The sequence below is a fragment of the Microtetraspora malaysiensis genome (assembly GCF_001528665.1).
Taxonomy (GTDB): Bacteria; Actinomycetota; Actinomycetes; order Streptosporangiales; family Streptosporangiaceae; genus Microtetraspora_A; species Microtetraspora_A malaysiensis.
Genome location: NZ_BBYJ01000034.1, coordinates 43,521 through 62,119 on the forward strand (window position 1 = coordinate 43,521; position 18,599 = coordinate 62,119).

General features: G+C 73.4%; 17 protein-coding genes. 10 read left to right on the plus strand and 7 right to left on the minus strand.

Translation table 11 applies throughout. The features are described 5' to 3' along the window. Position 1 precedes the first annotated feature (1 nt). Both tal and tkt read right to left on the minus strand, forming a co-directional pair. Positions 2 to 1,105, minus strand: coding sequence for a transaldolase (tal, locus tag AWQ71_RS34640; RefSeq protein ID WP_067141821.1), 1,104 nt, complete (start codon positions 1,103 to 1,105; stop codon positions 2 to 4). Between the two features lie 7 nt (positions 1,106 to 1,112). After that, the gene (gene tkt / locus AWQ71_RS34645; RefSeq protein ID WP_439650384.1) at positions 1,113 to 3,215 is read right to left on the minus strand and encodes a transketolase; all 2,103 of its coding nucleotides are present in this window, start codon (positions 3,213 to 3,215) and stop codon (positions 1,113 to 1,115) included. Between the two features lie 282 nt (positions 3,216 to 3,497). Here tkt and AWQ71_RS34650 point away from each other — a divergent pair, with 282 nt between their 5' ends. Then, positions 3,498 to 4,448, plus strand: a complete 951-nt coding sequence (locus tag AWQ71_RS34650) for a heme o synthase (protein WP_439650385.1) — start codon at positions 3,498 to 3,500, stop codon at positions 4,446 to 4,448. 25 nt (positions 4,449 to 4,473) lie between these two features. On the opposite strand, the gene AWQ71_RS34655 is transcribed toward AWQ71_RS34650, so the two are convergent. Continuing rightward, a complete protein-coding gene (locus tag AWQ71_RS34655) occupies positions 4,474 to 6,054 on the minus strand; it encodes a N,N-dimethylformamidase beta subunit family domain-containing protein (protein WP_218002086.1) in 1,581 nt (526 codons plus the stop codon). 192 nt (positions 6,055 to 6,246) lie between these two features. On the opposite strand from AWQ71_RS34655, the gene AWQ71_RS34660 reads away from it, so the two are divergent. Next, entirely contained in the window at positions 6,247 to 7,473 is a 1,227-nt protein-coding gene (locus tag AWQ71_RS34660; RefSeq protein WP_067141827.1) for a PrsW family intramembrane metalloprotease, read from the plus strand. Positions 7,474 to 7,512: 39 nt separating this feature from the next. On the opposite strand, the gene AWQ71_RS34665 is transcribed toward AWQ71_RS34660, so the two are convergent. From AWQ71_RS34665 to AWQ71_RS34675, 3 genes are read right to left on the minus strand one after another with little or no spacing between them, the layout of a single operon-like run. Then, entirely contained in the window at positions 7,513 to 8,223 is a 711-nt protein-coding gene (locus AWQ71_RS34665) for a SanA/YdcF family protein (protein WP_067141830.1), read from the minus strand. 24 nt (positions 8,224 to 8,247) lie between these two features. Next, on the minus strand, positions 8,248 to 8,916 hold the full coding sequence (locus tag AWQ71_RS34670; RefSeq protein WP_067141833.1) for a response regulator: 669 nt from the start codon (positions 8,914 to 8,916) through the stop codon (positions 8,248 to 8,250). Positions 8,917 to 8,933: 17 nt separating this feature from the next. After that, complete coding sequence (locus AWQ71_RS34675) at positions 8,934 to 10,136, minus strand: histidine kinase (RefSeq protein WP_067141836.1); 1,203 nt, start codon at positions 10,134 to 10,136, stop codon at positions 8,934 to 8,936. A gap of 110 nt (positions 10,137 to 10,246) precedes the next feature. Here AWQ71_RS34675 and AWQ71_RS34680 point away from each other — a divergent pair, with 110 nt between their 5' ends. From AWQ71_RS34680 to AWQ71_RS34690, 3 genes are read left to right on the plus strand one after another with little or no spacing between them, the layout of a single operon-like run. Continuing rightward, the gene (locus tag AWQ71_RS34680; protein WP_067141839.1) at positions 10,247 to 10,471 is read left to right on the plus strand and encodes a hypothetical protein; all 225 of its coding nucleotides are present in this window, start codon (positions 10,247 to 10,249) and stop codon (positions 10,469 to 10,471) included. Then, positions 10,468 to 10,962, plus strand: coding sequence for a PH domain-containing protein (locus tag AWQ71_RS34685; protein ID WP_067141842.1), 495 nt, complete (start codon positions 10,468 to 10,470; stop codon positions 10,960 to 10,962). The genes AWQ71_RS34680 and AWQ71_RS34685 overlap by 4 nt, the downstream gene beginning before the upstream one ends. Continuing rightward, positions 10,959 to 12,476, plus strand: a complete 1,518-nt coding sequence (locus AWQ71_RS34690) for a PH domain-containing protein (protein ID WP_067141845.1) — start codon at positions 10,959 to 10,961, stop codon at positions 12,474 to 12,476. The genes AWQ71_RS34685 and AWQ71_RS34690 overlap by 4 nt, the downstream gene beginning before the upstream one ends. A gap of 4 nt (positions 12,477 to 12,480) precedes the next feature. On the opposite strand, the gene AWQ71_RS34695 is transcribed toward AWQ71_RS34690, so the two are convergent. Beyond that, positions 12,481 to 13,524 (minus strand): COX15/CtaA family protein, encoded by a 1,044-nt coding sequence (locus tag AWQ71_RS34695; RefSeq protein WP_245658768.1) that lies wholly within the window; start codon positions 13,522 to 13,524, stop codon positions 12,481 to 12,483. Between the two features lie 124 nt (positions 13,525 to 13,648). Between AWQ71_RS34695 and AWQ71_RS34700 the strand changes: the two genes are divergently transcribed. The 5 genes from AWQ71_RS34700 to AWQ71_RS34720 all read left to right on the plus strand — a co-directional run bounded on the left by AWQ71_RS34700 (position 13,649) and on the right by AWQ71_RS34720 (position 18,471). After that, on the plus strand, positions 13,649 to 14,809 hold the full coding sequence (locus AWQ71_RS34700) for an NAD(P)/FAD-dependent oxidoreductase (RefSeq protein ID WP_157570755.1): 1,161 nt from the start codon (positions 13,649 to 13,651) through the stop codon (positions 14,807 to 14,809). Positions 14,810 to 14,870: 61 nt separating this feature from the next. Further along, entirely contained in the window at positions 14,871 to 15,158 is a 288-nt protein-coding gene (locus tag AWQ71_RS34705) for a (2Fe-2S)-binding protein (RefSeq protein WP_067141848.1), read from the plus strand. Beyond that, complete coding sequence (locus AWQ71_RS44500; protein WP_067141851.1) at positions 15,155 to 16,558, plus strand: NAD(P)/FAD-dependent oxidoreductase; 1,404 nt, start codon at positions 15,155 to 15,157, stop codon at positions 16,556 to 16,558. Before AWQ71_RS34705 ends, AWQ71_RS44500 begins: the two co-directional genes overlap by 4 nt. Continuing rightward, positions 16,545 to 17,438 carry a dihydrodipicolinate synthase family protein gene (locus AWQ71_RS34715; protein ID WP_067141854.1) on the plus strand — a complete coding sequence of 298 codons (894 nt, stop codon included), beginning with the start codon at positions 16,545 to 16,547 and terminating at the stop codon, positions 17,436 to 17,438. The genes AWQ71_RS44500 and AWQ71_RS34715 overlap by 14 nt, the downstream gene beginning before the upstream one ends. Positions 17,439 to 17,469: 31 nt before the next feature. Further along, on the plus strand, positions 17,470 to 18,471 hold the full coding sequence (locus AWQ71_RS34720) for a proline racemase family protein (protein WP_067141856.1): 1,002 nt from the start codon (positions 17,470 to 17,472) through the stop codon (positions 18,469 to 18,471). Positions 18,472 to 18,599 lie beyond the last annotated feature (128 nt).

An 18,599-nucleotide genomic window follows, 5' to 3' on the forward strand; every position in this document is an offset into this window, starting at 1 on the left:
CTCAGGCCTTCCCGAGCTCGGCGGTCACAGTCTCCAGGAGCTCCTTCCAGGAGACCTCGAACTTGTCCACGCCCTCGCTCTCGAGCACCCGTACGACGTCGTCGTAGTCGACGCCGGCCTCCTTGAGCGCGGCCATGGTGTTCCACGCCTGCTCGTAGAAGGGACGGATCGTGTCGCCCGAGATCTTCCCGTGGTCGGCGACCGCGTCGAGCGTCTTCTCCGGCATCGTGTTGACCGTGCCCGCCGTGACGAGCTGGTCCACGTACAGCGTGTCCGGGTAGTCGGGGTTCTTCACACCGGTCGAGGCCCACAGCGGGCGCTGCGGCCGGGCGCCCGCCGCGCGCAGCGCCTGCCAGCGCGGGCTCGCCATGATCTCCTCGAACGCGGCGAACGCGAGCCGCGCGTTGGCCACGGCGGCCTTGCCCTTCAGCGCGGCCGCCTCGGGCGTGCCGACGCGGTCGAGGCGGGCGTCGATCTCGGAGTCCACCCGGCTGACGAAGAACGAGGCGACCGACTCGATGGCGGCGAGGTTGACGCCGTTCGCCTTGGCCTTCTCCAGGCCCTCCAGCCAGGCGTCCATGACTGCGCGGTAGCGCTCGAGGGAGAAGATCAGCGTGACGTTGACGCTGATGCCCTCCGCGAGGCACTGCGTGATCGCGGGCAGGCCCTCGACGGTCGCCGGGATCTTGATGAACAGGTTGGGCCGGTCGACCAGCCACCAAAGCGCGCGGGCCTCGGCGATCGTCCGCTCCGTGTCCCGGGCCAGGCGCGGGTCGACCTCGATGGAGACCCGGCCGTCCACGCCGTTCGTCGCGTTGAAGACCGGGCGCAGCACGTCGGCGGCCCAGCGGATGTCGAACGTGGTGATCGACCGGACCGCCTCATCGACCGAGACGCCCCGCACCCGCAGGTCGTGGAGCTGCGCGTCGTACGCGTCGCCCTTGGTCAGGGCCGCCGCGAAGATCGTGGGGTTGGAGGTGACGCCCACGACCTGCTTGTCCCGGATCAGGGCGGCAAGATTGCCGGTGCGCAGGCGATCACGGCTGATGTCGTCCAGCCAGATCGACACGCCGGCCCCGGTGAGGCGCTTCAGGTTCTCGCTCATGATCTCCTCAGTTTCCGGTCGTCTCGCCCTTGTCGGCCCCCGTCTTGGCGAGGCTCGCCTTGGCGGCGGCCACCACACGGTCGGCGGTGAGGCCGAACTGCTCGAACATGGTCCTGTACGGCGCGGAGGCGCCGAAGTGCTCAAGGCTGAGCACTGCCCCCGCATCACCGACGAACTCGTGCCAGCCGAGGGAGATTCCCGCCTCGACGGCGACCCGGGCGCGGACCGCCGGGGGCAGCACGGACTGCTGGTAGGCGGCGTCCTGGGCGCGGAACCACTCGACGCACGGCATCGACACGACCCGGGTCGGGACGCCCTGCTCCTCCAGGATCCGGCGGGCGCCGACGGCCAGCTCGACCTCGCTGCCCGTGGCGATGATCACGACGGCGGGCTGGCCGGTGGAGGCGTCCTGCAGGATGTAGCCGCCGCGCGCGACCCGGTCCGCGTCGCCGGTGCCCTCGTAGACCGGCAGGTTCTGCCGGGTCAGTGCGAGCGCCGCCGGGCGGTCGGTGTGCTCCAGGATCACCTTCCAGGCCGCGGCCGTCTCGTTGGCGTCGGCCGGGCGCACCACGTCGAGGCCCGGGATCGCGCGCAGCGACCACAGGTGCTCGATCGGCTGGTGGGTCGGGCCGTCCTCGCCGAGGCCGATCGAGTCGTGCGTCCACACGTAGGTCACCGGCAGCTTCATCAGCGCGGCGAGCCGGACCGCCGGACGCATGTAGTCGCTGAAGACGAGGAAGGTGCCGCCGTACGGGCGGGTGCCGTTGTGCAGGGCGATGCCGTTGAGGATGGCGCCCATGCCGTGCTCGCGGATGCCGAAGTGCAGCGTGCGGCCGTACTTGTTGCCCGGGAACTCGTGGGTCTGGTACTCGTCCGGGATGAAGGACGGCTCGCCCTTCATCGTGGTGTTGTTGGAGTCGGCGAGGTCGGCGGAGCCACCCCACAGCTCGGGCAGCACCGGCGCGAGGGCGCTCAGGACCTCGCCGGACGCCTTGCGGGTGGCGATGGAGGAACCGACCTCGAACGACGGCAGCGCCTTGGACCAGCCGTTCGGCAGGTGGCGGGCCGAGATCCGGTCGAACAGCTCGGCGCGCTCGGGGTTGTCCGCCCGCCAGCTCTGGTAGCCCTTGTCCCACTCGGCGCGCAGCTCGCGGCCGCGCGTGACGACCTCCCTGGCGTGGTCGAGGACGTCCGCCGGGACCTGGAAGGTCTGCTCGGGGTCGAGGCCGAGCACCCGCTTGGTGGCGGCGACCTCCGCGTCGCCCAGCGCCGCGCCGTGGATCTTGCCGGTGTTCTGCTTGTTCGGCGCGGGCCAGCCGATGATGGTGCGGAGCTTGATGAACGTCGGCCGATCGGTCTCCGCGCGGGCCGCCTCAAGCGCGTCGTACAGCGCCTGGACGTCCTCCTTGTACTCCCCGGTCGCGGTCCAGTCGACCTCGAGGACCTGCCAGCCGTACGCCTCGTAGCGCTTGGCGATGTCCTCCGACAGGGCGATCTGGGTGTCGTCCTCGATCGAGATGTGGTTGGAGTCGAAGACGACCGCGAGGTTGCCCAGCTTCTGGTGGCCGGCGAGGGCGCTGACCTCGTGGCTGATGCCCTCTTCGATGTCGCCCTCGGAGGCGATGCACCAGATCATGTGGTCGAACGGCGACGTCCCCGGAGCCGCGTCCGGGTCGAACAGGCCGCGCTCGCGGCGGGCCGCCATGGCCATGCCGACCGCGTTGCCGATGCCCTGGCCGAGCGGGCCGGTGGTGGTCTCCACGCCGACGGTGTGGCCGTACTCGGGGTGGCCGGGGGTGAGACTGCCCCACTGCCGCAGCGCCTTGAGGTCCTCCAGGCCCAGGCCGTACCCGGACAGGTAGAGCTGGATGTAAAGGGTCAGGCTGCTGTGACCACAGGAAAGGACGAACCGGTCGCGGCCCGCCCACTTGGCGTCGCACGGGTCATGCCGCAGGACTCGCTGGAAAAGGAGATAGGCCGCGGGAGCCAAGCTCATCGCAGTTCCGGGGTGACCTGAGCCGGCCTTCTCGACCGCGTCCATGGCGAGTGCTCGCACCACGTCGACCGCGCGCCGGTCGAGGTCGGTCCACTCAAGGCTTGCGCTGCTCAACTGCTGATTCCCCTCTACGTTCATTGCGCCGGATTTGGCATTTCCCGCCCACACGGGACCCTAACGGGTCGGCGCTCCTACCGTTCGGTAGACCACCGCCGTACCGGCTGTCCGGTGCGGCGAGCAGGGCGTACCGGCGGGGTCGCGAAGGCGCCCCTCCCGGCCCCAGTTCAGGGACCATCGGTTCTCCCGACTACAGTGAGTCCTCAAGTGCCTGGCTCCTGCCTGGAGATCCGCTCAATTCAGAGGTTACGCGTTGACCCCGCACACGCTGGAAGCGCCTTGACGGTGCTGACGAAGATGGAATCGGTGCCCCCGCTCGGAACGGCGGTGGCGACCGCGCCGCGCTCCCTGGGCGCGCTTGTGCGGGCGTACGTCGCGCTCACCAAGCCGCGGATCATCGAGCTGCTGCTGATCACAACCCTCCCCGTCATGTTCCTTGCCGCGCGCGGCCTGCCGCCGTTGTGGACCGCCATCGCGACGATGGTCTTCGGCACGCTGTCCGCGGGCAGCGCCAACGTGCTGAACTGCTACATCGACCGGGACATCGACAAGACGATGCGGCGCACCCGCCGCCGTCCCCTGGCCAAGTCGGAGGTCTCCCCGGCGGGCGCGCTGGTCTTCGGCGTGGTTCTCGGCGTCATCTCCACCGTCGGCCTCGGCCTGGCCGTGAACTGGCTCGCCGCCGCGCTGTCGCTGGGCGCGATCCTTTTCTACGTCCTCGTCTATTCGATGGTGCTCAAGCGCCGCACCGTCCAGAACATCGTCTGGGGCGGCATCGCGGGCTGCATGCCCGTGCTGATCGGCTGGGCGGGCATCACCGGCAGCCTCTCCTGGGCCCCCGTCGTGCTGTTCGGTGTGGTGTTCTTCTGGACGCCGCCGCACACGTGGACGCTGGCCATGCGCTACCGCGAGGACTACGCCTCGGTGGACGTGCCGATGCTGCCGGTCGTCGCGACCGAGCGCCGCGTGGTGCGCGAGGTCATCGCCTACACCTGGGCGACCGTCCTGTGCTCGCTGCTGCTGTGGCCGGTGGCCGGGACCTCGCTGCTGTACCCGGCCGTCGCCGCCGTCCTCGGCGCCGCCTGCCTGTGGGAGGTCTACCGCCTGCTCGGCCGGCTCAACGCGGGCAAGACCGGGGTGGACCTGCGCCCGATGCGCTTCTTCCACTGGTCGAACATCTACCTCGCCCTGCTGTTCCTCACCGTCGCGGTCGACTCGCTCCTGGTCTGACCGGGAGCGGAGGCCCGCGCCCCGCTCAGGCGTAGAACGCGTGGACGTTGTCACGCGGAGCCGCCCGATGCTCGCCCGCCGGACCGCGCGCGAAGGCGCGCAGCAGGTTCGCCGTCGTCCTGGTCACGAACTTGCGGGTCCGCGCGTCCATCCCGTGCAGCTGCGGCCCTCCCGGATAGCCGGCCCTGAGCGCCTCCACCCACCGCATCGTGCCCGTCGCGAAGACCCCGGCGCCGCTCGGCGTCGTGTAGTACGCCGAGTCGGCGAAGCTGGGCCGGTTCCCGCACATCAGGGGCGAGTGGGCGATGATCTCGATCGGCCGGGGCGTCGGCACGCTCGGCGTCACCCGGTCGTACTCCACGCCGACCAGGTGCGGGAACGCGTCGCCGCGCCGTACCCCGGTCCCCTCGAACAGCCAGTGGTGCGGCGCCGTCACCACGTAGGGGGCGTCGGCGGGGAACCCGTCGTAGTAGACCCCCGTGAGCGACGACTCCGGGTCGGGCGCGGGCGCCGACCGGAAGTCCGCGGTCACCTCGGCGGGGCGCCGCCCGTACATGGGGTCGCTGGCGTACTGGTCCTTGTAGCAGACGATCAGGCGGCCCCGGTCCTCGATCCGGATGCGGCGGTAGCACGTGTTGGCCCCGAGGAACGCGATGTTGGAGCCGGCGTCCCTGACCCGGGTGACCTGCCTGCGGGCCTGCGGCGTCCAGTACTCGTCGTGGCCGAGGAAGACGACGGCCGCCGCGCCCTTCATCACCTCGGGCGTCAGGTCCAGGCCCGTCGTGTACGCCAGCGGGACGCCGAGGCGCTCGGCGAGGACGACCAGCCCCCGCTCGTAGACGAGGAACTTCTCCGCGCCGCTCTTGTCGTAGGGGCGGTCGAAGCTGACCGCGAGCGAGCGGGCGCCGTAGCTGCCGTCCTTGCCGTAGTAGAGGCTGTAGCCGCCCCACTGGTTGTACGCCTGCCAGGTGGCCGCCGCGTGCACCAGCAGCGTCCGCCCCGTGGCGTCCGTGGAGCGCACGATGAGCGGCACGTACCGCTGGTGCCCCTTGGCGGAGTCGAGCCGCAGCAGGTAGGCGCCCTCCGGCCAGCCGGCCGTCGGCACCGTGAGGGAGCGCCGCCAGTTCGCGTGCACCGTGCGGGTCGCGCCGTCGATGTCGCCGCGCCCCTGCCTGCGGCCGGGCAGCCACTCCGACCGCCACACCCGGCGCGCCTCGGCCCCGCCGTACCAGCCCATGCGGTACGCGGTGACCCGGTAGCGGTCGGCGGTGGTCGAGACGCGCAGCTCGACCGGGTGGCCGGGAAGCACGCTCACCTGGTCGCAGTACCCCTCGATGGCCTCGGCGGGGCCGTACGAGCGGGCCCGCCAGGCGGGGTCGCCGGGCCGGAGCCGTTCGTAGCGGGTCGGCGGCGGGGACGCCGCCGGGTCGGGGGAGGGACTCTGGGACGGCAGCAGGAGCGGCCCGGACGCCGGCGTTCCGGCCGCGCCCGCCCGCGTCGCCTCCTCCGCGGCACCGGACCCGCAGGCCGTGGCCCCCGCGCCGGCGGCGGCCACCACACCGAGGAAGGTCCGGCGGCTCAGCCTGCCGCCGTCGTTCTCGCCCATCCGCTCCGCCCCCTGTGACGAACGGCACACATGAAGATCACTTCGACAGCACGTTACCCGCGGCCGGGAAAGGCCCGGTCGAGCATATGGTCAGGCGGTGGTCCGCATTGGGGAAAGCCGAAGGACATCCTCGGCCAAGGGATCTTCGGGGGCGGGGCGGACAGCGGGTCCCCAGTCGGTTACATTCGCGGAGTGGCGAGCCTGGATCCGCGTACCGTGCTGAAGGAACGTCCGTCGGTCGGGCTGATCATCGGTCTGGTTCTGGCAGGCGTCTGCGCCCTCGTGACGCTCTCGTTCGACATCTTCGACGGCGAGCCCGTCCAGTTCTTCATCGCCCTCGTGCTCGCGGTCGCCCCCGTCCCGGTGCTGCTCGCCGGGGTGCTCGCCCTCGACCGGATGGAACCCGAGCCGCGCGCCAACCTCGCCTTCGCGTTCGCCTGGGGCGCGGGGGTGGCCGTGCTCTTCGCCGGTCTGCTCAACTCGCTCAATCTGATCTATATCGAGCACCAGATCGGCAACACCACCGACGCCCGCAACCTCGTCGCGACGTTCGGCGCCCCGCTGGTCGAGGAGACCATGAAGGGCCTGGTGCTGGTCGGGCTGCTCCGGTTCCGCCGCCAGGAGCTCGACGGCCCGACCGACGGCATCATCTACGCCAGCATGGTCGGCCTGGGGTTCGCCATGTCGGAGAACGTCAGCTACTACCTGGCCGCGCTGTCCGAGCACGGCCCGGAGGGGCTCGCCGCCACGGTCGTGCTCAGGGGCGTGCTCTCGCCGTTCGCGCACCCGCTGTTCACCTCCTTGATCGGCATCTCCGTGGCGTACGCGGCCCAGCGGCGCGGCGCGACCGGGGTGGTGCTGGCGGGCTGGGCCGGCGCGATGGTGCTGCACGGCCTGTGGAACGGCCTCGCCTCGTTCGGCGGCTTCCCCGGGCTCGCGGTCGCGTACCTGGTGCTGATGGTCCTGCTGTTCATCGAGTTGGGCGTGATCTTCCGGGACCGCAAGCGGATCGTCGCGCTGATCCACCACTACCTGCCGCCGTACGAGCGCAACGGGCTGATCAACGAGGCGGACATCTTCATGCTGTCGTCGCTCAAGGGCCGGCGGCAGGCGCGCCAGTGGGCCAAGGCCCACGGGGGCAAGGCGGGGGTGCGGGCGATGAGCGACTACCAGCTGGCCGCCACCGAGCTGGGGCTGCTGCACGCGCGGGCGTCCCGCGGAGGGATCGACGAGAGGTCCTTCCTGGAGCGGCAGCGCGAGCTCGCCGGCCTCATGGCGCACGCGCGCATGTCGTTCCCGCGGCCCACGGCCGCCCAGGGGATGCCGCCGCCCGGATACGCGCCCGGGGCCCCGCCCCCCGGGCAGCCCCCTCCGCCGCCTCCGGGGCGTCCCCGCTGGACCCCGCCATCTGGCGCGTAGCGCACGAGATCCCCGCGACCCCGGGCCGTACCCGCGCGATCAGGAGGCGAGGGCGCGGTCGAGGGTGACCTCGCGCGGACCGAGCAGGGGGTCCGTGTGGAGGATCCGCGCCTCCAGGAGCGCCTTCGCGGAGGCGAAGAACTCGCGGGCGGCGTAGATGGACGTCTGCAGCGGCCAGTCCGTGAAGGAGTCGTCGCCGACGCCGAAGGCGTCCAGCCCCGCCGTACGGCACAGCGCGACGGCGCGCGGCAGGTGGAAGTTCTGCGTCACCACGACCGCCCGCGACGCCCCGAAGATCTTCCGGGCGCGCACGCAGGAGGCCCAGGTGTCGAACCCGGCGTAGTCGAGGACGACCTTCTCCGCGGGGACGCCGTGGGCGGTGAGGTAGTCGCGCATCGCCGTCGGCTCGTCGTAGCCGACCCGGCTGTTGTCGCCCGACACCAGCAGCGCGCGGACCTTGCCCGCGTGGTAGAGCCGGGCGCCGATGTCGAGCCGGGTGCGCAGCATCGGCGTGGGGGCGGCGTGCGCGGTGAGCCCGGCGCCGAGCACGACGGCGACCGGCATCGCGGGCACCGAGGAGAGCCAGGCGTCCGAGCGGTCCGCCGTGACGCGGTGCCCGGAGCTGTCCAACCACGCCCAGGTCATCGGGGTGAGGGCCAGAACGCTCAGCGCGACCAGGACCTGGAAGCCGCGTCGCAGGCCGCCGCGCGACCAGGTCCAGGGGAGCAGTCGACTCGGGAGGGCGCTCATGGAGCGCCAAGTCTAGTGCGCGGGTCAGGACCGGTCGGCCGCTTCGGCGTCATGGACGATGAGCGCGATCTGGACCCGGTTGTTCAGCCCCAGCTTCGTGAGGATCCGCGACACGTGGGCCTTGACCGTCGGCACGCTCAGGTAGAGCTCGGCCCCGATCTCCGCGTTGGACTTGCCCTCGCCGAGCGCGACGGCGACCTCCCGCTCGCGCACGCTGAGCTTGTCCAAGTGGACGCGGGCCCGATCCCGGCGGCCTCCCGCGCCACCGTCGGAGACGTGCGAGATGAGCTGGCGGGTGACCGCGGGCGACAGGATGGGCTCACCCGCGGCGACCTTGCGTACGGCGGACACCAGGTCGGCCGGGTGGATGTCCTTGAGCAGGAACCCGGCCGCGCCCGCCCGCAGCGCCCGCAGCACCTGCGCGTCGGCGTGGAAGGTGGTCAGCACCACCACCTCGGGCGGGCCGGCCGTCGCGCGCAGCGCCTCGGTGGCGGTCAGCCCGTCCACCCGGGACATCCGGATGTCCATGAGCACCACGTCCGGCCGGTGCTCGGCGACCATGAGCGGCACCTGGTCGCCGTCGGCCGCCTCGCCGGCGATCTCGATGTCGCCCGCGCCCGCCAGGATCATCGACAGCCCGGCGCGCACGAGCGCGTCGTCGTCCACGATGAGCACCTTGATGCGACGGTCCATGCCCTCCCTTTCTCGAGTCACGACCACGGCAGCCAGGCGCGGAGCACGAACGCGCCCTCGTCCGCCAGGTGGTGGTCCAGTCGTCCGCCGGCCAGCTTGGCACGTTCGGCCAGGCCGATGAGCCCGGTGCCGGCGCCCGGGATCTCGGAGGCGGTCTGCCGCCGGTGCGCCGCCGCCGGCACCGGGTTGGCGACCTCGACCGTCAGCCCCGCGCCGGGCGTTCCGGTCACCCGTACGGTCACCGGGGCGCCGGGGGCGTGCTTGCGGGCGTTGGTCAGCGCCTCCTGGACGATGCGGTAGGCGTTGCGGCCCAGCGCCTCGGGCGGCGCGGGCGCGGACGGCGCGGGCGCGACGAGGTCGAGTGCGACGTCCATCCCGGCCTGCCGCGACTCCTCCACCAGCGCGGGCAGGTCGGCCAGCGTCGGCTGCGGGCGCTCCGGCCGCGCGTCCTCCGGCGCCTGTCGCAGGACGCCGATCACCTCGCGCAGGTCCTGCAGCGCCTGGTGGGCGCTGGTCCTGATGGCGCTCGCCGCCCGCTGGATCTGCTCGGGCGGGGCGCCGGGGCTGTACTCCAGGGCCCCGGCGTGCAGGCTGAGGATCGAGATGCGGTGGGCGAGCACGTCGTGCATCTCGCGGGCGATCCGTTCCCGCTCGAGCTGTCTGGCCTCGTCGGCGGCGGCGGACGCCCGGGCCCGCAGGGAGATGACGAGCTGCCGCCGGGCCCGTACGACGATCCCCCACGCGAAGATCATCATGACGACCGCCGTCAACAGCAGGAACGAGCCCCACACGCCGAACTCGGGGTCCGGCCAGATGTGCACGTAGGGGATCGCCGTCAGGAGGAAGAAGGCGGCGACCGGTCCGGCGACCTTGAAGGGGCGGTGCACGGCCACGGTGAACAGGGCCACCACGCCGGCGCCGCCGATCAGCGTGAACACCGAGCCGAGCAGCGACGTCGCCAGGGCCAGGGTGACCGGCCACCGGCGGCGCAGCCACACGGCAGCGCAGGCCAGCGCGCCGAGCACCTGCTCGGCGACGACGTACGCCCGCGGCTTGCCGGCGATGTCCGGCGCCGAGGCGATCGCCAGCCCGCAGGCGGACAGGAACAGCGCCGTGTCCACGATCCAGTCGCGTGTGGAGCGCCGCGCGGGCCGCTCGCCCTCGCCCTCGCCGAGGAGGACCGAGGGCAGCAGCCACCGGTACTCCGTCCTCGACTTCATGTTCACCGAGGTTACGGCGTGATCGCGGGTGCGCGACAGCGACCAAAGTAGCCGGTCTCGGCTACTTCGGGCAGAAGCGGCCGCTCGCGCCGCTCCCTGAGGCTTGCACCATGAAGACGTTGCTGGAGATCGCGGGCTGGGTGGCGCTGGTGCAGGGGGTGGGCGGCGTCGGCAACACCCTGCTCGGCTGGTGGCGGTGGGCGCACGACCTGCTGATCGTCCACCGGCTCGACGTGCTGGCGGGATACGAGGTGTTCGCCTCGATCGCGCTGGCGGTGCTCGGCCTGGCCCTGCTCGGGACGGCCGGCGCCCTCAAGAAGGGCCGGGCCTCGTGACGGCCTCTCTCCGGCTGCGCCCGCCGCGTCACCGGGCCGATCCGCGCGCGGTGGCGTGGTGGACGGTCCAGGCGCTGCTGGCCGCCGTCCCGGTGGCGGGCGCCGCGATCTCGGCGTACTGGCGGTTCACGGACCGGCCCGCCTGGCTGGGCGCACTTCTGGTGGTGTTCGTCCTACTCTGCGCGGGCTTCGTCTTGGTGGTGCCCCGGGTGTACTACCGGACCGGGCGGTGGGAGGTCACCGAGGACGCGGTCTACACCCGTACCGGCCTGCTGACCCGGACCTGGCGGATCGCGCCGATGTCGCGTGTCCAGACGGTGGACACCGTACGCGGGCCGGTGCAGCGCCTGTTCGGCCTCGCGGACGTGACGGTGACGACGGCCTCGGCCGCCGGGCCGCTCAAGATCGAGGGGCTCGACGAGGAGCTGGCCGCCGAGCTGGCCGAACGCCTGACCGCGATCACGCAGAGCACCCCCGGAGACGCGACATGATCCCCGACATCGAGGAGACCGCCACGGAGGAGGACGCCGCCTGGCGGTCGCCGCACCCGCGCGTGGTGGTCGCCGCCGCCGTCTTCTCCCTCGCCGTCGCGGTCCCCGCCGCGATCGCCCTGGCGCGGTTCCTGGTCGGCAGGGGCGTCGCCCTGGACAGGGGCGTCGCGGCCGCGGCGGCCGCGGCTCTCCTCGTCGTCGGCGCGGCCGCGGTCTACGAGACCGCCCGCAGGCGCGCCACCCGGTACCGCCTGACCGGCCGGCGCCTGGAGCTGCACAGCGGCATCTGGACCAAGGAGTACCGCGCCGTCCCGCGTGAGCGCGTGCGCAGCGTGGACGTCACCGCCGATCCCGTACGGCGGGTGCTCGGCCTGGCCGTGGTGAAGGTGGCCACGGGGGAGAAGGACGCCTCGGGCGGGCCGGCCGAGCTCACCCTCGACGCGCTCGCGGTCGCCGAGGCCGAGGCGCTGCGCGGCATCCTGCTCGGCGGGCGCGCGGAGCGGCCGGACGACGGGCCGCTCGCCGAGCTGCGCTGGTCGTGGATCAGATACGCCCCACTGACCGTGTGGACGTTCGTCGGCGGGGGCCTGGCTCTCGGCGGGCTGTACAAGCTGCTCGACACGCTGGGATTCGAACCCGCGAAGTGGGAGACCGCCGCGCGGGTCTGGGAGTGGATCACCGCCACCCCGTGGATCACCGTGCCGCTCCTCCTGGCGGCCAACGCGCTCCTCGGGTTCGCGGGGGCGATCGTCCTGTACGCCGAGTCGTGGGGGCGGTACCGCCTGGAGCGCCGGCCGGGCGTCCTGCGGCTCCGCCGCGGCCTGCTCACCACCCGCTCTCTCACGCTGGAGGAGCGGCGGCTGCGCGGGGTGGCGGTGACGGAGCCGCTGCTGCTGCGGCTCGGTGGCGGGGCCAGGGTCACCGCGGTCACGACGGGGCTGCGGAAGGCCGAGGAGAACGCGACCGAGGAGGTCGCCGCGCTGACGCCGCCGCTGCCCGCCCGCGAGGCCCGCCGGATCGCCTCCGCGGTGCTGAGGGAGGAGCTCGACCCGGCCGGGCTGCGCGGCCATCCGCGCGCGGCCCGCGGCCGGCGGGTGCGCCGGGCGCTGGTCGCCGCGGCGGCGCTCGCGGCCGCGCTGGACGTGCTGGACGCGTGGACCGCGTGGGTGCCCGCCTGGGCCTGGGCGCTGCCGGTGCTGGCCGTACCGGCCGGATGGGCGCTCGCGGCCGAGGGCTACCGATCGTTGGGACACGGCCTGACCCGGCGGTACCTGGTCACCCGCTCGGGCGCGGCCCGGCGCAGGACGGTCGCCCTGGACCGCTCCGGGATCATCGGCCTGACGATCAGCGAGTCGCTGTTCCAGCGGCGGGCCGGCCTGGTGACCGTGTCGGCCACGACCGCGGCGGGCGAGGGCCGGTACGACGTGCTCGACGTGGGGCGGGACGAGGGGCTCCGGCTGGCCCGCCACGCGGTGCCGGGCCTGCTGGAGCCGTTCGTCGAGGAGAGCGGCTGACCGCTCAGGCGGTGGCGTCGCCCGGCGTCGACGGCGTGAGGACGCGCGGATCGTCCGTGTCGCGCTCGCCCGCCGCGTCGTCGGCGGCGTCGCCGACGGGGAGCGGGTCGCGGGTGCGCATGAGGAAGACGACGCGCAGTGTGCCGATCCAGACCAGGCTCGCGCCGAGCACGTGCAGCAGCACCAGCAGGGCCGGGATGGCCAGGAAGTACTGCACGTAGCCGATCACGCCCTGCGCGAGCTCGATGCCGAACAGCGCGAGCGCGGCCCGGCGGACCCGGGCGGGGGAGTCGGTCAGGTGGAGCGCGAACAGCAGCGCGAAGGTGAGGCCGACGACGATCCACACGACGTCGGCGTGCAGCCGGGCCACCGTCTCGATGTCGAAGCCGAACCGCGAGGCGGCCTCGTCGCCCGAGTGCGGCCCCGTTCCGGTGACGACGACGCCCGCGACGAGCAGCACGCCGACCGCGCCGAGCAGCACGTAGCCGAGGGTGCGGATGTCGCGGTGGACGACCCGCCGCGGCGGCGCGTCGCCCTCCCCGGCCCGCGCGAACAGGGCGTACGCGGCGACGATCATGGCGATCGACAGCAGGAAGTGGACGCTCACCGTGACCGGGTTGAGCATCGTGCGCACGACCAGGCCGCCCCACAGCCCCTGGGCGAGCACGCCGGCCGGCTGGAGCCAGGCGAGCCACACCAGGTCGCGGCGGCCCCTGCCCCCGGACTCCTCGCGGACCAGCCGGACGGCCGCGAGCACGCAGGCGACGCCGACGGCGAGGACGAGGAAGGTCAGCAGCCGGTTGCCGAACTCGATCGCCATGTTGAACGCCGAGTGCCCGTCGTGCTGCGCCGGGACGAAGCTGTCCGGCGTGCATTTCGGCCAGGTCGGGCAGCCGAGGCCCGATTTGGACACCCGCACGCCGGCCCCGGTGACCGTGATACCGGCGTTGACGACGATGCCGGCGAGCGCCCATCGCCGCAGCGAGGCCGCTGTGGGCAGCCAGTACGACCGGTGGAAACCGCGGATCTGGGCGGAGAGGCTGGTCACGCTCAAATGGTAGGCGGCGGTGGGGGTGGTCCCGCCTTCGCCCCATCTGGAGGAGATCGGGGGGTATTGCCAGGCGGCAATAAAATATGACACATTACAGGCCGCCGAGAAGGAGGTGGCGTGCGTGCCCGACGTCGTGGTGATCGGGGCGGGGATGGTCGGCGCGGCCTGCGCCTACTACGCCGCCCGCGAAGGCCTGAGCGTCACCGTGGTGGACCGGGCGTCGGTCGCGGGAGGTACCACGGGATCGGGGGAGGGCAACGTCCTCGTCTCCGACAAGGAGCCGGGCCCCGAGCTGGACCTCGCGGTGCTGTCCTGCCGCCTCTGGACCGAGCTGGCCGCCGAGGCCGGCGAGCCGGGCGGCTTCGAGCACGAGCCCAAGGGCGGGCTGGTCGTCGCCGAGAGCGACGAGGTGCTGCGCGCCCTCACGGAGCTGGCCGGACGGCAGGAGAAGAGCGGCGTGGCGACCCACCGGGTGACCGCGGACGAGCTGGCCGGCTATGAGCCGCATCTCGCCCCCGGGTTCGCCGGCGGGGTCTTCTACCCCCAGGACGCCCAGGTGCAGCCCATGCTCGCCGCGGCGCGCCTGGTGCGGCGGTGGCCGGGCGTCGAGCTCCGCACCGGGACCGAGGTGACCGGCCTGCTCACGGAGCGCGGCCGGGTCACCGGCGTACGCACCGGCGCGGGCGACATCCCGGCCGGGGCCGTGGTCAACGCGGCGGGCGTCTGGGCCGGGGAGGCCGCCGCGCTCGCGGGCGTCGAGCTCCCGATCATGCCGCGCCGCGGGTTCATCCTGGTCACCGAGCCGCTGACCGCCCGGGCGGACGGGCGCCCGCTGGTCCGGCACAAGGTCTACACGGCCGCGTACGTCACGAACGTCGCCAGCGACTCCGAGGGGCTGGAGACCTCCGCCGTGGTGGAGGCGACCCAGGCCGGCACCGTGCTGATCGGGGCCAGCCGCGAGCGCGTCGGCTTCGACCGGACCGTGTCCCTGCCCGTGCTCGCGCGGCTGGCCCGGCAGGCGGTGGGCCTGTTCCCGGTGCTCGCCGATGTGCGGGCGATCCGGGCCTACTGCGGGTTCCGGCCTTACTGCCCCGACCACCTGCCGGTCATCGGGGCCGATCCGCGGGTATCCGGGCTCTACCACGCGTGCGGCCACGAAGGCGCGGGCATCGGCCTCGCCCCGGTGACCGGCCTGCTCATCGCGCGGCTCCTCACGGGAGCGGTCCCGGAGCTCGACCTCGCTCCCTTCCGCCCCGATCGCTTCACCGGGGCCGCGGCGTGAGCACGTACGGCGTACGGCGCGGCGGGCCGCGCCGGAGAACACGTGGACGAGGGAGGGCGGCATGACGGGAGCCTCGCCGTACCGGCTGGTGGGCGCGCGGCCGGAGCCGGGGTTCGAGATACGGGTGGACGGGCGGCCGGTGCCGGTGGTGCCGGGACAGACCGTGGGCGCGGCGCTGCACGCGGCCGGGATCCGGACCTGGCGGACAACCCGCTTCGACGGGCGGCGGCGCGGCCTGTTCTGCGGGATCGGCGTCTGTTTCGACTGCCTGGTCACCGTCAACGGCGAGGAGAACCTGCGGGCCTGCCTGACCGAGGCCCGCCCCGGCGACGAGGTGACCACGTCATGACCAGGAGCGAAGTGGCGTACGACCTGGCCGTCGTGGGCGCGGGACCCGCGGGCCTGGCGGCGGCCGGCGTGGCGGCGCGGGCGGGCCTGCGCGTGGCGCTCCTGGACGCCGGGGCGCGGGTCGGCGGCCAGTACTTCCGCCAGCCGCCCGACGGGTTCCACGCCACCCGGCCTGGGGCGCTCCATCACGGCTACGCCAGGTTTGTACGGCTTCGCGACGGGCTCGGCGACACCGACGTCCTGCTCGGCCACCGGGTGTGGGCGATCGAGCCGGCCGTGGGCGGCGGCTTCGCCGTCCACTGCCTGAAAGGCGGGCGGGAGCGGGCCGCGACCGTCGCCGCGACGCGGCTGCTGATCGCGACCGGCGCGCACGACCGCGTCCTGCCGTTCCCCGGCTGGGACCTGCCCGGGGTGATGACGGCGGGCGGCGCGCAGGCGCTGCTCAAGGGCAACCTCGTCGTCGCCGGACGCCGCGTCGTGGTCGCCGGCACCGGGCCGTTCCTGCTGCCCGTCGCCACCTCGCTGGCCGCGGCGGGGGCGCGGGTCGTCGGGGTCTTCGAGGCGGGCGGCCGGTTCACGCTCGCGCCCCGGGCCCTCACCCGGCCGGGCAAGGCCGCCGAGGCCCTCGGGTACGGCCGGCTCCTGGCCCGGCACCGCGTGCCGTACAAGGGGGGCCGCGCGGTGGTGGCCGCGCACGGCGACGGCGAGCTGACCCACGTGACGGTCGCCAGGGTGGACGCCGAGTGGCGGCCGTACCAGGGCGGGCACGAGACGATTCGGTGCGACACCCTCGCGGTCGGCTACGGCTTCACGCCCCAGCTCGACCTCGTCGCGCAGCTCGGCTGCGAGATCGGCGCGGACGCGGCGGGCGTCCCGGCGGCGCGGGTGGACCGGCACATGCGCACCAGCGCCCCCGGCGTGTACGCGGCGGGCGAGACCACCGGCGTGGGCGGAGCGGACCTGGCCGCGCTGGAAGGGGAGATCGCGGGCCGCGCCGTCGTGGCCGACGCGCGCGGCGTCCCGGCGGCGGCGCACCCGGCGGCCGTCCGGACCGAGGCGCGGAGGCGGCGGCTGGCCGCGTTCGCGGACGCGCTGCTGCGCTCCTACCCGGTGCGGGACGGCTGGACCTCCTGGCTGCGCGACGACACGCTGATCTGCCGCTGCGAGGAGGTGCCGTACGGCCGGGTCAAGGAGGCCCGCGACCTCGGCGCCGCCGACGCGCGCTCCATCAAGCTGCTGGCCCGGCCCGGGATGGGCTGGTGCCAGGGACGGATCTGCGGCGAGGCCGTGGCCCGCCTCGCGGGTGAGGCCCCGGGGCCGCCCCGGCGGCCGATCGCCCAGCCCGTACGACTCGGCGACCTCGCCGCCATGAATGAGAGGACATCGGATGACGACGCGTGAAAAGCCCTGGCATGGAGTCATGGTGGCCACCGCGCTGCCGCTGCGTGACGACCTGAGCGTCGACTACGACGCGTACGGCGAGCACTGCCGGTGGCTGGTGGACAGCGGGTGCGACGGCGTGGTGCCCAACGGCTCACTCGGGGAGTACCAGACGCTGACCCCCGAGGAGCGGGCCCGGGTCGTGGAGACCGCGGTGGAGGCCGTGGGCGGCGACCGGGTCATGCCGGGCATCGCCGCCTACGGGGCGCTGGAGGCGCGCCGGTGGGCCGAGCAGGCCCGCGAGGCGGGCTGCGGCGCCGTGATGCTGCTGCCGCCGAACGCCTACCGGGCCGACGAACCGGCCGTGGTGGCGCACTATCGCGAGGTCGCGCGAGCCGGGCTGCCGATCGTGGGCTACAACAACCCGATCGACACCAAGGTGGACCTCACGCCCCGGCTGCTCGCCACGCTGCACGCCGATGGGCTCATCGTGGGCGTCAAGGAGTTCACCGGAGACGTCCGGCGGGTGTACGAGCTCGCCGAGCTGGCCCCCGGGCTGGACGTGCTGATCGGCTCCGACGACGTGCTGCTGGAGGTGGCCCTCGCGGGCGCGGTCGGCTGGATCGCGGGCTACCCGAACGCGCTGCCCGTCTCGTCCGTCGCGCTCTACCGCGCGGCGATGACGCGTGACCTGGACACCGCGCTCCCGCTCTACCGGTCCCTGCATGCGCTGCTGCGCTGGGACTCCAAGACCGAGTTCGTCCAGGCGATCAAGCTCTCCATGGACATCGCGGGTCGCCCCGGCGGTCCGTGCCGTCCGCCCCGCGGGCCGCTGACGGCCGAGCAGGAGGCCACCGTGCGCGCCGTGACCGAGAAGGCGCTCGCCGAGGGGCTCCGCTAGTGGAGCGCCGTACGGCGGGAGTGCGGGCGCGATGAGGACGAAGCGGGTCTTCCACGCGGTGGACTCCCACACCGAGGGGATGCCGACCCGGGTGATCACCGGGGGCGTCGGCGTGATCCCGGGCGCGACCATGGCCGAGCGCCGTGAGCACTTCATGGCGCATCTCGACCACGTACGCACCCTGCTGATGTACGAGCCGCGCGGGCACTCGGCGATGAGCGGCGCGATCCTGCAGCCGCCCACCCGGGCCGACGCCGACTTCGGCGTGCTCTACATCGAGGTGTCCGGCTGCCTGCCGATGTGCGGGCACGGCACCATCGGCGTCGCCACCGTCCTCGTGGAGACGGGGATGGTGGAGGTGACCGAGCCGGTGACCGTGATCCGGCTCGACACCCCGGCCGGGCTGGTCGTCGCCGAGGTCCGGGTCGAGGACGGCGCGGCGGTGGCGGTGACCATCACCAACGTGCCGTCGTTCAGCGTCGCGCTCGACCGCGCGGTGCGGGTGCCCGGCTTCGGCGAGGTGCGCTACGACCTCGCCTACGGCGGCAACTTCTACGCCATCCTGCCCATCGAGTCGGTCGGGCTGCCGTTCGAGCGCGCGCGCAAGCAGGAGATCCTCGACGCGGGGCTCGCGTTGATGGCCGCGATCAACGAGGTGGACGAGCCGGTCCATCCGGAGGATCCGGGGATCCGCGGTTGCCACCACGTCCAGTTCGTCGCGCCGGGGTCGGACGCCCGGCACTCCCGGCACGCGATGGCGATCCATCCCGGCTGGTTCGACCGCTCGCCGTGCGGCACCGGCACGAGCGCGCGGATGGCCCAGCTCCACGCCCGGGGAGAGCTGGGCCTGGACACCGACTTCGTCAACGAGTCGTTCATCGGCACCCGTTTCGTCGGCCGCCTGGTGGCCGAGACGTCCGCCGGGGGTCTGACCGCGGTGGTCCCCACGATCACCGGCCGGGCCTGGGTGACCGGGACCGCGCAGTACTTCCTCGACCCCCGCGACCCCTTCCCGTCCGGGTTCCTGCTTTAGGTCGTGGCCCCTTCCCCTCGCGGTCCGCCGCGAGGGGTTTTGGGCTGCCCTCCTCTTTCTCGGCGCTTTCCCCGCGGGCCTCGTCCGCCGGTGCGACGTGCCGGCGGCGGTGCGACCACGGCCCGCTA